Annotated in this window: 12 protein-coding genes; 5 read left to right on the plus strand and 7 right to left on the minus strand. The window is 52.6% G+C overall.

The features are described 5' to 3' along the window. Positions 1 to 11: 11 nt before the first annotated feature. From waaA to fusA, 4 genes are all read left to right on the plus strand, one after another. On the plus strand, positions 12 to 1,289 hold the full coding sequence (gene waaA, locus H3L93_RS11370; RefSeq protein ID WP_040558614.1) for a lipid IV(A) 3-deoxy-D-manno-octulosonic acid transferase: 1,278 nt from the start codon (positions 12 to 14) through the stop codon (positions 1,287 to 1,289). 129 nt (positions 1,290 to 1,418) lie between these two features. Next, the gene (rpsL, locus tag H3L93_RS11375) at positions 1,419 to 1,790 is read left to right on the plus strand and encodes a 30S ribosomal protein S12 (protein WP_002218431.1); all 372 of its coding nucleotides are present in this window, start codon (positions 1,419 to 1,421) and stop codon (positions 1,788 to 1,790) included. A gap of 112 nt (positions 1,791 to 1,902) precedes the next feature. Continuing rightward, entirely contained in the window at positions 1,903 to 2,376 is a 474-nt protein-coding gene (gene rpsG, locus H3L93_RS11380) for a 30S ribosomal protein S7 (RefSeq protein WP_003796067.1), read from the plus strand. A gap of 18 nt (positions 2,377 to 2,394) precedes the next feature. Then, positions 2,395 to 4,497: an elongation factor G gene (gene fusA, locus H3L93_RS11385; protein WP_003796065.1), complete on the plus strand. Its 2,103-nt coding sequence runs from the start codon at positions 2,395 to 2,397 to the stop codon at positions 4,495 to 4,497. Between the two features lie 85 nt (positions 4,498 to 4,582). Here fusA and H3L93_RS11390 read toward each other — a convergent pair whose 3' ends face one another. The 5 genes from H3L93_RS11390 to aroG form a co-directional block, all read right to left on the minus strand. Next, complete coding sequence (locus H3L93_RS11390; protein WP_003796063.1) at positions 4,583 to 7,225, minus strand: restriction endonuclease; 2,643 nt, start codon at positions 7,223 to 7,225, stop codon at positions 4,583 to 4,585. 250 nt (positions 7,226 to 7,475) lie between these two features. Beyond that, the gene (locus tag H3L93_RS11395; protein ID WP_246313974.1) at positions 7,476 to 9,284 is read right to left on the minus strand and encodes a site-specific DNA-methyltransferase; all 1,809 of its coding nucleotides are present in this window, start codon (positions 9,282 to 9,284) and stop codon (positions 7,476 to 7,478) included. A 246-nt stretch (positions 9,285 to 9,530) separates the two neighbouring features. Next, positions 9,531 to 9,992: a YchJ family protein gene (locus H3L93_RS11400; protein ID WP_003796056.1), complete on the minus strand. Its 462-nt coding sequence runs from the start codon at positions 9,990 to 9,992 to the stop codon at positions 9,531 to 9,533. Positions 9,993 to 10,071: 79 nt separating this feature from the next. Continuing rightward, positions 10,072 to 10,938 (minus strand): pirin family protein, encoded by an 867-nt coding sequence (locus tag H3L93_RS11405; RefSeq protein WP_040558563.1) that lies wholly within the window; start codon positions 10,936 to 10,938, stop codon positions 10,072 to 10,074. Between the two features lie 351 nt (positions 10,939 to 11,289). Further along, positions 11,290 to 12,333, minus strand: a complete 1,044-nt coding sequence (aroG, locus tag H3L93_RS11410) for a 3-deoxy-7-phosphoheptulonate synthase AroG (RefSeq protein WP_003796049.1) — start codon at positions 12,331 to 12,333, stop codon at positions 11,290 to 11,292. A 347-nt stretch (positions 12,334 to 12,680) separates the two neighbouring features. Between aroG and H3L93_RS11415 the strand changes: the two genes are divergently transcribed. Then, complete coding sequence (locus tag H3L93_RS11415; protein ID WP_003796044.1) at positions 12,681 to 12,851, plus strand: hypothetical protein; 171 nt, start codon at positions 12,681 to 12,683, stop codon at positions 12,849 to 12,851. A 6-nt stretch (positions 12,852 to 12,857) separates the two neighbouring features. Here H3L93_RS11415 and H3L93_RS11420 read toward each other — a convergent pair whose 3' ends face one another. Together H3L93_RS11420 and H3L93_RS11425 are read right to left on the minus strand one after the other, a co-directional pair. Continuing rightward, complete coding sequence (locus H3L93_RS11420; protein WP_003796042.1) at positions 12,858 to 13,784, minus strand: ABC transporter ATP-binding protein; 927 nt, start codon at positions 13,782 to 13,784, stop codon at positions 12,858 to 12,860. 113 nt (positions 13,785 to 13,897) lie between these two features. Continuing rightward, on the minus strand, positions 13,898 to 14,956 hold the full coding sequence (locus H3L93_RS11425) for an NADP(H)-dependent aldo-keto reductase (RefSeq protein ID WP_003796040.1): 1,059 nt from the start codon (positions 14,954 to 14,956) through the stop codon (positions 13,898 to 13,900). Positions 14,957 to 15,003: the final 47 nt, after the last annotated feature.

Here is a 15,003-nt window from a genome sequence, read left to right on the forward strand (position 1 = left end):
CCGTATTAAACATGCTGCTCCCCGCTCTCTACAACGCCCTGTGGCGCATCGCCCTCCCATTCATCCGCCACTATCTGCGCAAACGCGCCCGCAAAAACCCCGCTTATCTGGAACACTGGGGCGAACGTTTCGGCGCGCCGCATCCCAATCCCGTGCAACAACCCATCTGGATACACGCCGTTTCCGTTGGCGAAACCCGCGCCGCGCAGCCGCTTATCGCCGAATTGCAACGCCGCTTCCCCAATGCACCGCTTTTGCTCACCCAAATGACGCCCACAGGACGCGCCACCGCCATGCAACTCTATCCGCAAGCCCAATGCCGCTATCTGCCCTACGACCGCCGCGATTGGGTAGCACAATTTTTGCGTGAACATCGCCCTCAATTTGGCGTGCTTATGGAAACCGAACTGTGGGCAAACCTGATTTCAGGCTGCTTCAACCAGCGCATTCCGCTATTCCTTGCCAACGCCCGTTTATCCGAAAAATCCCAACGCAGCTACCAAAAAATCCCCGGTCTCATCCGTCCCGCCCTGCGCCAGCTCACCGCCATCTGCGCCCAAACCCCCGCCGATGCCGAACGCCTGCAACAGCTTGGCGCGCCCGCCCCCATCGTCTGCGGCAACACCAAATACGACATCCCCATCCCGCCCCAATCCCGCGAACTCGTCGCCCAATTCCGCCAAAAAATCGGCAACCGCCGCGTGTTCCTCGCCGCCAGCCTGCGCGAAAAAGATGGGCAAGACGAAGCCGAACTCATCCTCAACGCATGGCAACCGCACGCCGACACCCTGCTCGTGCTCATCCCGCGCCACCCCGAGCGTTTTCAGGCTGCCTACGAGCTCGCCCGGCAACGCGGTTTCAACACCCAAAAACGCAGCGACAACGCCCCCGTCCGCCCCGACACCCAAGTGTGGATAGGCGACAGCATGGGCGAAATGTATGCCTATTTTCAGGCTGCCGACATCGTCTTCATCGGCGGCAGCCTTGTAGACACCGGCTGCCAAAACATCATCGAACCCTTGCAATGCGGCAAACCCGTGCTGTTCGGCCCGTCCATTTACAATTTTCAGGCTGCCTGCCAAGAAGCCCTTGCCACAGGCGTCGCCCAGCAAATCCACAGCGCAGCCGAGCTTGTCCAAACCGTAACCCGGCAACTCGCGCAGCCTGAAATCTACGCGCAACAAACCGCCAAAACCGCCGCCTACCTTGCCCAACATCGCGGCGCAAGCCAACGCATCGCCGACGCGATTGAACAACATGTGCAAGCCAACGCATCAAATGCAGCCTGAAACCTGCCCATCCCATTTTCAGGCTGCCCCAAAATCCCTTATTGACCAACATCTTGCAAAAATACTATAATGCTCGGCTTGCTGGCATGGTGCTAGCAAGATATTTTTATTCAACAGGAAAAGAAAAATATGCCAACTATCAACCAATTAGTTCGCAAAGGTCGTCAAAAACCTGTTTATGTGAACAAAGTTCCCGCACTGGAAGCCTGCCCGCAAAAACGCGGCGTATGCACCCGTGTTTACACCACAACTCCAAAAAAACCAAACTCAGCCTTGCGTAAAGTCTGCAAAGTGCGCCTAACCAACGGTTTTGAAGTGATTTCATACATCGGCGGTGAAGGTCATAACTTGCAAGAACACAGCGTGGTGCTGATTCGCGGCGGTCGTGTAAAAGACTTGCCAGGTGTGCGTTACCACACCGTTCGTGGTTCTTTGGATACCGCAGGCGTGAAAGACCGTAAACAAGCTCGTTCTAAATACGGTGCAAAACGCCCTAAATAATTTGTTAAACCCTCTGGCACATCGGCAGCCTGAAAACAGCCGCCGAGTAAGTGAATGCCCCGTATGAGCATTCATGGGAATGCCCCAACTGAATAGACATTAAGGAATTAAAATGCCAAGACGTAGAGAAGTCCCCAAGCGCGAGATTCTGCCTGATCCAAAATTCGGCAGCGTAGAATTGTCCAAATTCATGAACGTATTGATGATTGACGGCAAAAAAGCCGTTGCAGAACGCATCGTATACGGCGCATTGGAACAAATTGCCAAAAAAGTACAAGGCAAAGAAGCGATTGAAGTATTCAACGAAGCCATTAACAACGCCAAACCGCTTGTAGAAGTGAAAAGCCGCCGCGTAGGTGGTGCCAACTACCAAGTTCCTGTTGAAGTGCGCCCTGCACGTCGTTTGGCATTGGCAATGCGTTGGGTGCGCGATGCCGCCCGCAAACGTGGCGAAAAATCTATGGATTTGCGCCTTGCTGGCGAATTAATTGACGCAGCCGAAGGCCGCGGCGGCGCAATGAAAAAACGCGAAGAAGTACACCGCATGGCAGAAGCCAACAAAGCGTTCTCTCACTTCCGTTTCTAATATCGAGAGGATAAAAAAATGGCTCGTAAAACCCCTATTAACCTGTACCGCAACATCGGTATTTCCGCCCACATCGACGCGGGCAAAACCACCACTACCGAACGTATTTTGTTCTACACCGGCCTGACCCACAAACTGGGCGAAGTGCATGACGGCGCGGCCACCACCGACTGGATGGAACAAGAACAAGAACGCGGTATCACCATTACTTCTGCGGCAGTAACCTCATACTGGAAAGGTATGGCGAAACAGTTCCCGGAACACCGCTTTAACATCATCGACACCCCGGGACACGTGGACTTCACCGTTGAGGTAGAACGTTCTATGCGTGTGTTGGACGGCGCAGTAATGGTTTATTGCGCGGTGGGTGGCGTGCAACCCCAATCCGAAACCGTATGGCGCCAAGCCAACAAATACAAAGTGCCCCGCTTGGCATTTGTAAACAAAATGGACCGCCAAGGTGCCAACTTCTTCCGCGTGGTAGAACAAATGAAAACCCGTCTGCGCGCTAACCCTGTGCCTATCGTGATTCCCGTGGGCGCAGAAGACGCGTTTGAAGGCGTGGTGGATTTGTTGAAAATGAAAGCCATCATTTGGAACGAAGAAGACAAAGGCGTAACCTTTACTTACGGCGACATCCCTGCTGATTTGGTGGAAGCCGCCGAAGAATGGCGTCAAAACATGATTGAAGCCGCCGCCGAAGCCAACGAAGAGCTGATGGATAAATATTTGGGCGGCGAAGAGCTGACCGAAGCTGAAATTATTGGCGCATTGCGTACCCGCACTTTGAACGGCGAAATTCAACCTATGCTGTGCGGTTCTGCGTTCAAAAACAAAGGTGTGCAACGTATGTTGGACGCGGTGGTAGAACTGCTACCTGCACCTACCGACATTCCTCCTGTGGCAGGCGAATTGCCTAACGGCGACAAAGCCACGCGCCAAGCCAGCGATGAAGAGAAATTCTCCGCATTGGCATTCAAAATGATGAATGACAAATATGTGGGTAACTTAACCTTTATCCGCGTGTATTCAGGCGTTTTGAAATCTGGCGATACGGTTGTCAACTCAGTAAAAGGCACACGCGAACGTATTGGTCGCTTGGTGCAAATGACGGCAAACGACCGCGATGAGATTGAAGAAGTGCGCGCAGGCGACATCGCTGCGGCTATCGGCTTGAAAGACGTTACCACAGGCGAAACTTTGTGCGCCGAAGATGCGCCCATTATCTTGGAACGCATGGAATTCCCTGAGCCTGTGATTCACGTTGCCGTTGAGCCAAAAACCAAAGCCGACCAAGAAAAAATGGGTATCGCTTTGAACCGTTTGGCAAAAGAAGACCCTTCTTTCCGCGTGCGTACTGATGAAGAATCAGGTCAAACCATTATCTCTGGTATGGGCGAATTGCACTTGGAGATTATTGTGGACCGTATGAAACGCGAATTTGCGGTGGAAGCCAATATCGGTGCGCCCCAAGTGGCTTACCGTGAGACCATCCGCAAAGAAGTGGAAGCGGAATACAAACACGCGAAACAATCAGGCGGTAAAGGTCAATACGGCCACGTTGTCATCAAAATGGAACCGATGGAACCAGGCGGCGCAGGCTACGAATTTATCGACGAGATTAAAGGCGGTGTGATTCCGCGCGAATTCATCCCCTCTGTGGATAAAGGTATCCGCGACACCCTGCCAAACGGCGTGGTGGCAGGCTTCCCTGTGGTGGACGTGCGTATCCGCTTGGTATTCGGTTCTTACCACGATGTGGACTCTTCGCAACTGGCGTTTGAATTGGCCGCTTCGCAAGCGTTTAAAGAAGGTATGCGCAAAGCATCGCCTGTGTTGCTTGAACCCATTATGGCGGTTGAGGTGGAAACACCCGAAGACTACATGGGCGACGTGATGGGCGACTTGAACCGCCGCCGCGGCATCGTGTTGGGCATGGACGACGACGGCATCGGCGGCAAAAAAGTACGCGCCGAAGTGCCTTTGGCTGAAATGTTCGGTTACTCAACCGACTTACGTTCTGCTACACAAGGTCGCGCTACCTACTCTATGGAGTTTGCAAAATACGCCGAAGCACCTGCTAACGTAGCTGCTGAAGTAACCGCTGCTCGTAAGGGTTAATTAACTTGGGCTGTTTAGTTTAAGGCAGCCTGAAAATAGAAAATCGGATTTCTCCTGTGTGGGGAAATCCGATTTTTATTTGTCTTTATAGTTCTTCCAGCTTTTCAGCTACCCGATACTCCACCTCCTGCACCTTCTCAAAACACGCCCAGGCGCATTGGATTTTGAGCCGCTCGTCTTCGCGCAGTCTGCTCTCGTCCACGCCGTTTTGTATGCCTTTTCCTGTATTTTTGGTTTCGGCAACAAAATACGCCTTTCCGCCGTTTTGTTTCACCACCGCCCAATCGGGATTGTAATTGCCCAGCGGCGTGGGGATTTTGAACCAGCGCGGTAGTTTGAAATACAGCGACACGTTTTCGTAGTTTTCGCAATCGGCGGCAAATTTCTGCTCGGTTTCCGAATCCAGCGGGATATAGTTTTCGGCGATGGTTTTTTGCCCGTTTTGCACGGTAAACGTGGTCTTGTCGTCAAAATAAAACTCTTCGCCCTCGTTTTCCATTTTTTGCAGGTTGCGCAGCAGTTCTTGGCGGTATTGTTCGTTGTCGGTCAACTCGTAAACAATGCCTTCGCTCATCAGCGCGTGCAGGCAGCGGTTGATTTTTTCCGCCGCCAAATCGATAAAGCGTTGCGGATTGTTTGCCGCATCGTTCAGACGGCCTGATGTTTTGAGAATGTCAAACACCGTGCGCCGTGTTAAACCCGTTTTGTTTTGGATTTCGCCCAAAATATCGGGAATGGCAAACGCCGTTTCGATTTTCAGGCTGCCGCTGGCGGTTTCCACGGCTTCGATTCCGTAAGTAATGCTTTGCTCAATTTTCGCCTTGCGCGTTTGGATTTTCGGCGCGTGGATTTCAGGCAGCCTGAAAACGGCATCGGCGGCTTGTTTGACTAATTCCGCCGTATCGTATTGCACGCGGTAACGCGGTTTGCGGTCGAGTTTCTGCCAAATCGCCTGAAATTCGGGGTCAAGCGGGAAGTTTTTGCGGAAAGTCTGCGTTTTGCGTTTGCGCCCGTCTTTGATATTGCTGGCGGCAAATTTAATACCGCATTCGTCTTCGTATTCCTCTTGCAATTTTTTAGCAAAACTTTCGTAGCTTTCGTTGGGAATCACGGTCAGCACATTTACCGCTTCATCACGCACGCGCTCGCCGTTTTGGTTTACCGCCAAACGCAAGCCGCGTCCGATTTCCTGCCGTTTTTTAATCGCAGAACGGGTTTCGTTGAGCGTGCAAATCTGGAATACATTGGGATTGTCCCAGCCCTCTTTCAGTGCGGAATGGGAAAAGATAAAACGCAAGGGGCTGGCAAAAGAAAGCAGCGTTTCCTTGTCGCGCATAATCAAATGGTAGGTATCGTAATCCGCCTGATTCTGTTTGTTTTCTTTGGTGTCTTTGAAATTTCCGTTTTTATCCTGCGAAAAATAGCCGTTGTGCACGCCGTCTGAATCTTCGCCCGCCAGCTCGCGGTAAAGCTCGTCAAACCATTGCGCAAACTTGCCCGCGCTGCCGTCTGCCGTGCGGTAGTGTTCCACCTTGTCGATAAAAAACAGCGACAACACTTTAATGCCCAGCGCTTTGAGCTTTTTCTCGCGCTTCAAATGCTCTTCAATGGTGCAGCGGATTTGCGCTTTCATCACTTCGTCTTGCAGCGCGTCCTGATTGTCAGCGCGGCTGATTTGCACGCCGTTGGAAAATGCAACCATTTGTTCATCAAAATTGAGTCCATCCACGATATAACCGTGCCGGTAGGCTTCATTCCCGTTTGACTTATCAAACAAATCATCACCTTGTTTGCCATTTTTGCCGCTTCTCACCCACACGGTTTTTTTCTTGGTTTCCTTTTTATCGCGAAAATGAATGTTTAACTTGGCTTTCAGGCTGCCTTTTGCCGGCGGTATTTCCACCAATTCCACAAACGCGCCATTGCTGTCGTTTTCCGCCAAAACCGACTGCACCACAATCTGTTTCACCAGCTTTTGGTTGTAAGCTTCAACGGGATTGAGGCTGTAAACCTTATGGCGGCTGTTTTTATGGGTTGCCGAATAGCGCAAAATAAACAGCGGATTAAAGGAATCTAACGCGGCAAGGCGGTTTTCCGTTTCCATATTTTGCGGCTCGTCCACAATCACAATCGGGCGGGTTTGCTGAATCCACTTAATCGGCGCATCGCCGCTTTCATTGACTATGTTGATTACATTGTTTTCCGGTTTGTCAAACGACTGGATATTGATCACCATAATCTCAATGCCGTCGTTCACCGCAAAATTACGCAACGCGCCCAAACGCTTGCTGTCGTACTCGCTGAAATTCATCACCGGCTTGTTAAACAGCTCGGCAAAATGGTTTTTCGTTGCCCGCAGGGTTTGTAACACGCCCTCGCGGATCGGCACACCGGGCACGACAATCACGAATTTTGTCCAGCCGTATTGGCGGTTCAATTCAAAAATCGTGCGCAGATAAACATAAGTCTTGCCCGTGCCCGTTTCCATTTCCACCGAAAAATTCAAGCCGTGCTGCCCGATTTCCGTTTCAGGCTGCCCGAAGGTTTTTTGCACGTTGTTCAGGTTTTCGCCGATTTGCGCCCAATCCAAATCCAGCTTATTGCCGACAAAAAGCTCAATGCCCGCATCGTGCAAGCTGAAACTTTCGCGGCGCTGCCCCTCAAACAGGCGCACCACCGCATTCACGGCATCGGTTTGGTAGGCTAATTCTTCAAATTTCAGTTCCATAATTTTTCCTTTTTTCAGACGGCCTTTCAGGCTGCCTTCGGATATTTCCCCCGCTCCGTCATTCCCACGCAGGCGGGAATCTTTTCGGCGGTACGCGGATATTTGCCCTGTAAAGGCAGCCTGAAAAAACAGATTCGGCGTTTTCAGGCTGCCCCAACGGCCGCCGCAACCCGACCAAGATTCCCGCCTGCGCGGGAATGACGGCAAGCGGGGCGCGGGAATAACGGCGGGTGTAGCGTTTCAGGCTGCCTCACACACACTCAAACACAATCCCCGCATCTTTCATCTGCAATACCGTATTGCTTTTGAGCGCATCGTTGCCGTCAAACCATTTGTCCAGCGCTACCACCTTGGCGGGCGCGGCGGCGATTACCTCGTCTATCAGCGCTTGGTTGGCGGCTTCCAGCAGCAGCACGATGCGTTTGCCCGTGTCTTCGTCGGTTACCCAATACACGCCGTTTTTGTGTTCGACGGCACCGGTGAGTTTGCAGCCCAGGCGCAGCATCAGCTCGTAAAGCATATTTTCGGGCGCGGCGTGTTCGGCGACGGAATCGATAGCAAGGCGCAACTGTTGTTCCAAATCCGCGCCGTTTTCAGGCTGCCGCCATTGTTTGAAACTGCTTTCGGACAATTTGAACACCTTAAAGCCCGTATCCACGCGTTGCCCGTCTTTGAGGCCGTCTGAAACCTGTTTGCCCGCACGGCGGATACGCTCTTTGGCGATTTCGGCGATGGTTGGCGGCACGCCTAATGATTGGCATAAATCGTAGGCGGCTTTGCTTTTATTGTCATTTGGATCTAGCTCTTCGGGTAATTGAATACAGATGCAGCGGCGTTTTTTTTCGTCTTGTGTATTCATCTGCATGATGGCTTGTGCTGTTGTCCCACTGCCTGCAAAGAAATCTAAGAAAATATCTCCATCATTCAATATAAACGGTAGTAAATTTTGAATTAGGGAAACTGGTTTTGGGTTAGTAAATATCTGTGATTTATCAAAAATATCTTTTAAGTCATATGCGCCAATGCGTCCATCAAGTTCTATTATGCTAGACAGTTTTTCTTCAAATTCTTCTACATAGACTTTTAGTTCAATTATTTTGTTATGATCTGTTCCAAAAAGGACTTTATTTTCTGAAAGAAGGCGTTTCATGGTTTCTTCTTTAAATCTATAACCCATCAAAGGCTGCTTGCACGACATTTTTGTCTTTGGATGAATGACATCATAGCGATAGCCTTCTTTTCCTGGGTTATGCACACTTTGGCTTCCTGTATAGATCCCTTTTTCGTCAATGTATTTATAGCGGTCAAGTTTTCCTAATTGCAGCTTATTTTCTCTGAACCATTTTGTATATTTAGATTGTGCTTCTGCCAAATTGTCTGAATGAGAAAGAATGTCTTTGCCTAACTGAATAAGTAGCTCTTTTGTTTCAGAGAGTGAGGTTTTCCAAATACTTTCAAGATTATTTTTTTCTTTGCAGTAGCAAAATATATATTCATGTTCTACCGCAATATTTGAAGGGTTGTTGTCAGTTGCATTTTTCCAAATTATCTGACCAACAAAATTCTCCGCTCCAAACACTTCATCACACAGCAATTTCAACTGCGCCTGTTCGTTATCGTCGATTGAGATAAAAATCACGCCATCGTCGCGCAACAGCGTGCGCGCCAAATGCAGGCGCGGCAGCATCATCGAAAGCCAGTTGCTGTGGTAATGCCCGCTGTCTTTGCTGTTTTTGCGCCACGCGCCTTGGAATACGCCGTCGCGTTTCAAATAGCCGTCGGCATCTTTATCGCCCACGCGGCGGGCGTATTCTTCGCGGGTTTCGGAAAATTTATCGGGATAGATAAAGCTGTCGCTACCTGTGTTGTACGGCGGGTCGATGTAAATCATCTTCACGCTGCCGGCATAGGCTTTTTGCAGGATTTTCAAGGCTTCCAGATTTTCCGCCTCGATAAACAGATTGCGCGTGCCGTCAAAATCCACCGATTCGGCACGGCAGGGGGAAAGGGTGTTGAAGGTCGGCGCCTGCAACGTGCGGTAGGCATCGGTTTTGCCCACCCAGTTGAGCTGGTAACGCTCGCCCTGATGGGCAAGGTTTTCTTCGCCGAGCATGAGTTTGAGCTTTTCCCAGTCAATTTGGTTTTCGCAAAAGGCTTCGGGGAAAATATTTTTTAGTTCTAATAATTTGTTTTTAATGAAATTATTTTCTAAATCGTGTATAATTTCGGTTCGGTTCGGTTCGGTTCGGTTGCCATAGTTGCGTCTCCTAAATGGGAAAAGTTTGCATTATATTAGATTTGGGGTTTACTTAAAAAACTGCCCGCAACACGCCTTAAACTTTTTCCCGCTGCCGCAAATGCATGGCGATTTCATACTGGGGAGTGCGACTGTTGGGTCTATAAAATACCATGCGCCGTTTATCTGCACGAAAAACGATTGCTCGTGGTGCACGTGCGCTTCGCCGTGTTGGGCAAGCTGGGCGGTAAACGAGACTTGCGCGTGGTGCTTGCTGATGCGCGGGGTGTGTTGATGCACGGTAAGCCCGAGAAATTGTGTTTCGTGCGCCCATTGGGCGAGTTCGTTGCGGTTAAGCTGCGGCTGCTGGGCGGGTACGGTGGTGCGGATAATGTAATCCACTTGTTGCAAGGCGTAGGCGGCGTAGCGCGAGCGCATCAGCTGTTCGGCGGTTTCAGGCTGCCTTTCGTCTGTGTGAAAGGGTTGGCAGCAATCGGCGTAGGGCTGATTGGATTGGCAGGGGCAAAGCATGGTTCTCTCCACAAAAAAGGATTTTGCGATTTGAGGTTTGTGAGGCAGCCTGAAAATGCAAAATCCTTATTTTACGCGATTACGCCAGCGCGCCCAATTTGCCCGCGCGGAACAACTCAATGCTTTCGCGGATTTCATCGGGCGTGTTCATCACAAACGGTCCGTAGGCGGCAATCGGCTCATCAATCGGCACACCCGACAGCAAAATCAGCTCGGCGGCGGCATCGCCTGTGTTGCCGATGCGGATTGCGCCTGCTTCGCGTTCAAAAATCGCCAGTTGCGCTGCGCTGGCGCGATGGGTGTCGTTAAACAGCACGTCGCCCTGCCGCACCAACACGGCAAGATTGTGGTTGGCGGGCAAATCCAGCGTGAGGCTTGCGCCTGCGTGAACGCGTACGTCCCAAATGTTGAGCTCGGTAAACGTGTTCGCTGCGCCGTTTATGCCGTTCAGGCTGCCTGCAATCAGGCGGATTGCGCCACCGTCCACGTTTACCACGGGGATATTTTCGCTGCGTAGATGTTGGTAGCGCGGCGGGGCGTTTTTGTGGGCGCGGGGTAGGTTCACCCAAATTTGCGCCATTTCAAACAGCCCGCCTGCGCGGCTAAATGCTTCGCTGTGAAATTCCTCGTGCACGGTGCCTGCGCCTGCAGTCATCCATTGCACATCGCCTGCTTGGATAACGCCTGCTGCGCCGCTGCCATCGCGGTGCGCCACTTCGCCGTGGTAGGCGATGGTTACGGTTTCAAAGCCGCGATGCGGGTGTTCGCCTACACCGCGTGGGGCGGCGAAGTTGGGGGCGAACTCTTGTGGCATGGCGTAGTCAAACATTAAAAATGGGCTGGTTTGGCGTTTTTCGCCCATGTGGGAAAACACGGGGGAAACGTGGAAGCCGTTGCCTACCCAATGCCGTGCGGGGGCGGAGGTGAGGCTGATTAGGGTACGCATGATGTGTCCTTTCATTGTTGTTCATCAGTGCGTGCAATATAGGGTTTCCCGATGTGCAAAACAATGGCGGAATATGAAACACTGTTTTCTAAAAATGAAACGATAAGGCAGCCTGAAAACAAGCGGAGCTAAAACATGCCGCTAAAAATGTTTTCAGGCTGCCTCTGGCTGTTTAATTATAGGATTGGTAACTTGCAAACCGTGTGCGTGGCAAAACCACACACCCGACATACTGTATTGAACAAGACTTGGTTGGTACTGCCCGCTGATGCGCCATCGGTTATGGTTTGGGCAAAAGAGGCAGCCTGAAAACGTATTTTTGCGTTTTCAGGCTGCCTTAATGTTTAACGCTTATACGCGCGGGTGATTGGCTTCTGCCAGCAAGGCGAGCAGTTTTTCGGTATCGTCCCAGCCGATGCAGGCATCGGTGATGCTTTGCCCGTACACCACGGGTTCGTTTTGCCGCCCTTCCACCAAGTGGCTTTCCACCATCACGCCCATGATGTTTGGCTCGCCGTTTTGGATTTGCGTGGCGATGTCTTGGGCGACTTCCATTTGGCGTTTGAAGTCTTTGCGGCTGTTGGCATGGCTGCAATCCACCATCAGCTTGGCGGGCAAGCCCGCTTGGGTAAGCTGCTCGGCGGCAGCTTTAACGTGTTCGCTGCTGTAATTGGGCGCGCCGTTGCCCCCGCGCAAAATCACATGGCAATCGCGGTTGCCCGCGGTGTGCACGATGGCGGAATGTCCCGCTTTGGTTACCGATAGGAAATGGTGCGGATGCGATGCCGCGCCGAGCGCGTCGATGGCAATTTTCAGGTTGCCGTCGGTGCCGTTTTTAAAGCCGACGGGGCAGGATAAGCCGCTGGCAAGCTCGCGGTGTATTTGGCTTTCGGTGGTGCGCGCGCCGATTGCGCCCCATGCGATGAGGTCGGCGTAGTATTGCGGGGTAATCATGTCTAGGAACTCGGTGGAGGCGGGCATACCGAGGTTATTGAGTTCCAACAATAGTTTGCGGGCTTGGCGCAAGCCGAAGTTGATGTCGTGCGTGCCGTTGAGGTGCGGGTCGTTAATCAGCCCTTTCCAGCCTACGGTGGTGCGCGGTTTTTCAAAATAGGCGCGCATCACAATCAGCAATTCTTTGGCGTATTTTTGGCGCAGGGGCAGCAGGCGTTGCGCGTATTCCAGCGCGGCTTTGGGGTCGTGGATGGAGCAAGGCCCGATAATCACGAGCAGGCGGTTATCTTTGCCGTGCAGGATGTCGGCAATTTGCTGGCGCGTTTGGGCAACCAGCTCGGAGGCTTGTTCGTTGATGGGCAGTTCGTATAAATGGGCGATGGGGGGCAAAAGCTCGTCGATTTGTTTGACGCGCAAGTCGTCGGTGGGATGCAGTGGCATGATGTTCTTCTTTGGTTGGAATTTGTAAAGCGTGTAGCATAGCTTTGTTTACATTTTTTGACAACCAAATGGTATAGAACAATTAGAACTTAATTTTATTCTTTTTGGTTTTTTGTGGATTGCGTTAGTTAAATTTGCGTTATTTTGTTATTTTTGGCATTTTGTTGCTTGAAAGGGGTTTCAGGCTGCCTAAATGGGTGGGGCAGCCTGAAAATGGGGCGCAGTGGGTTTGCTGGGAACGGTGGCTGGATTGTCCGTATATGCGGTTTTCAGGCTGCCTTTGTTCAACTGTATAGGCAGCCTGAAAAGCAGTTAGCAGGGTTCTACAAAAAGTAGGTCGGGCATTTATGCCCGACGTTTTTAGTCAATGTTTGTCGGGCATAAATGCCCGACCTACAACTGATTGGCATGATGTCGGCGAGCCGCCGCCGATTTATTGGTTGCAGGCGTTGCACAGGTTTTCAGGCTGCCTCAATCGTTCCGCATTAGGCAGCCTGAAAACGCGCGTAGCCCTGTAAACCGCTTCAATCAAACGCCACCACGCGGCTGGCATCCACGGCGACGCGGCAATCATCGGTGTGAACAGCTTGGTCGTGAAAAAAGGTAATCGCGCCAAATTGCGGATGCGTGGCTTCTATGCGGTAGCCAATAGGCAGCCTGAAACTGTGTTGCAGCGTGCATGGTGTGCCGCTGTGGGGCGATAGGTGGATGGCTTCGGGCGGGATGTAATGGGCATCGGATACGTTGAGGCAGCCGAGCAGCCGCGCGGCTTGGGCGTTGGCGGGGCGGCGTAAAACGGCTTCGGGTGTGTCGTGTTGCAGCAGTTCGCCGCCCGCCAGCAGGGCGATGTTATCCGCCATAAAGCAGGCTTCGGCGGGGTCGTGCGTAACCAGCACGGCGGGGATTTGGCGGCGGCGCACCAGCTCGCGCGTTTGGCTTTGCAGCTGGCTGCGCAGGGTGGTGTCCAAGCTGGAAAAGGGTTCGTCCAGCAGCAGCACTTTAGGCGTGCCTGCCAAGGCGCGGGCGAGGGCAACGCGCTGTTTTTCGCCGCCCGACAGCGCACTGATGTGGCGCTCCGCCATGTTGCCCATGCCCACTTCGCCCAGCAGCGCTTGCGCTTGCTCGCGGGCATCGGCTTTGCCCACGCCGCGCATCCGCAGCCCAAACGCAGCGTTTTGCCACACGTTGAGATGCGGCAGCAGGGCGAAATCTTGGAACATCATGGCGACGTGGCGGCGTTCGGGCGCGATGGCGTTTTGCGCTTCGCCGTTGATATACACTTCGCCGCTGTCGGGCTGCACCAGCCCCGCGATGATGTTGAGCAGCGTGGATTTGCCGCTGCCGCTTGCGCCGAGGATGGCGGTGATGCTGCCTGCTTGGACGCTGAAACTGATGTTGCGGGCGGTGGTTTTTTGCTGGAAGGATTTGTGGATTTGGCTGAGGGTGAGCATGTTTGGGTTGCTTTTGGATTGCGTGTGTGGATGGGATTTTCAGGCTGCCTATTTGCATCCGCGATAGGCAGCCTGAAACGAAGTTCAACGGAGCTAAAACGGATGCGGCGCGCTTACGGGCAAGGATTGCTGATTTCAGCGTGCACCGCGTCAATCGCGTCCAACACGTCGGGCGACAGGGTTACGGCTGCGCTGGCGATGTTTTCGGCAAGCTGTTCCAGCGTGGTGGCGCCGATGATGTTGCTGGCAACGAATGGACGGTCGTTCACAAACGCCAGCGACAGCGCGGTCAGGCTTAGCCCTGCTTCATCGGCGATTTGCGCGTAGCGTTCCACCGCCGCGAAGCCTTGCGGTTTGCTGTACCGCTTAAAGCGTTCAAACAACGCTAAGCGGCTGCCTGCGGGCATCGCGCCGTGGCGGTATTTGCCTGTTAGCACGCCAAACGCCAACGGCGAATACGCCAACAGCGGCAGGTTTTCGCGCAGCGAGACTTCGCTTAACCCGACTTCGTAGCTGCGGTTGAGCAGGCTGTATGGGTTTTGGATGGTGGCGGCGCGGGCGGTTTCAGGCTGCCTTTCGTGCGCGGCAAGGTAGCGCATCGCGCCCCACGGCGTTTCGTTGGATAAACCATAGGCGCGGATTTTGCCTTGTTTCACCAGCTCGCTGAGCGCGTCAATGATTTCTTCAAACGGCGTAAACGCTTCGCTTTCGGGCAGCTTGTCGATGCCCAGCTTGCCGAAATAATTGGCTTGGCGTTCGGGCCAATGCAGTTGGTACAAATCCAAATAGTCGGTGTTGAGCCGCTTTAAGCTCGCTTCGCAGGCTTCAAAAATTTGCGCGCGCGAAAAATCGTTGCCGTTGCGGATATAGGGTTCCAGCCCGTTGGCGTTGTTGCCCGTTGGGCCGGCGATTTTGCTGGCGAGCACAAAATCATCGCGCTTGCCCCGCGCCGCTATCCACGCGCCGATGATTTGCTCGGTGCGGGTGTAGGTTTCTTTGCACGGCGGCACGGGATACATTTCGGCGGTATCGATAAAGTTCACGCCGTGCGATAGCGCGTAGTCCAGCTGGGCGTGCGCTTCATCGGCGGTGTTTTGCTCGCCCCAAGTCATCGTGCCAAGGCAGATTTTGCTTACTTGGATGCCACTTGCGCCTAATGTGTTGTGTTGCATGGGAGTGTCCTTTCTTGTGGGGGAAATAGGGTTTCAGGCTGCCTTGG

This window comes from Kingella oralis (assembly GCF_014054985.1).
Taxonomy (GTDB): Bacteria; Pseudomonadota; Gammaproteobacteria; order Burkholderiales; family Neisseriaceae; genus Kingella_B; species Kingella_B oralis.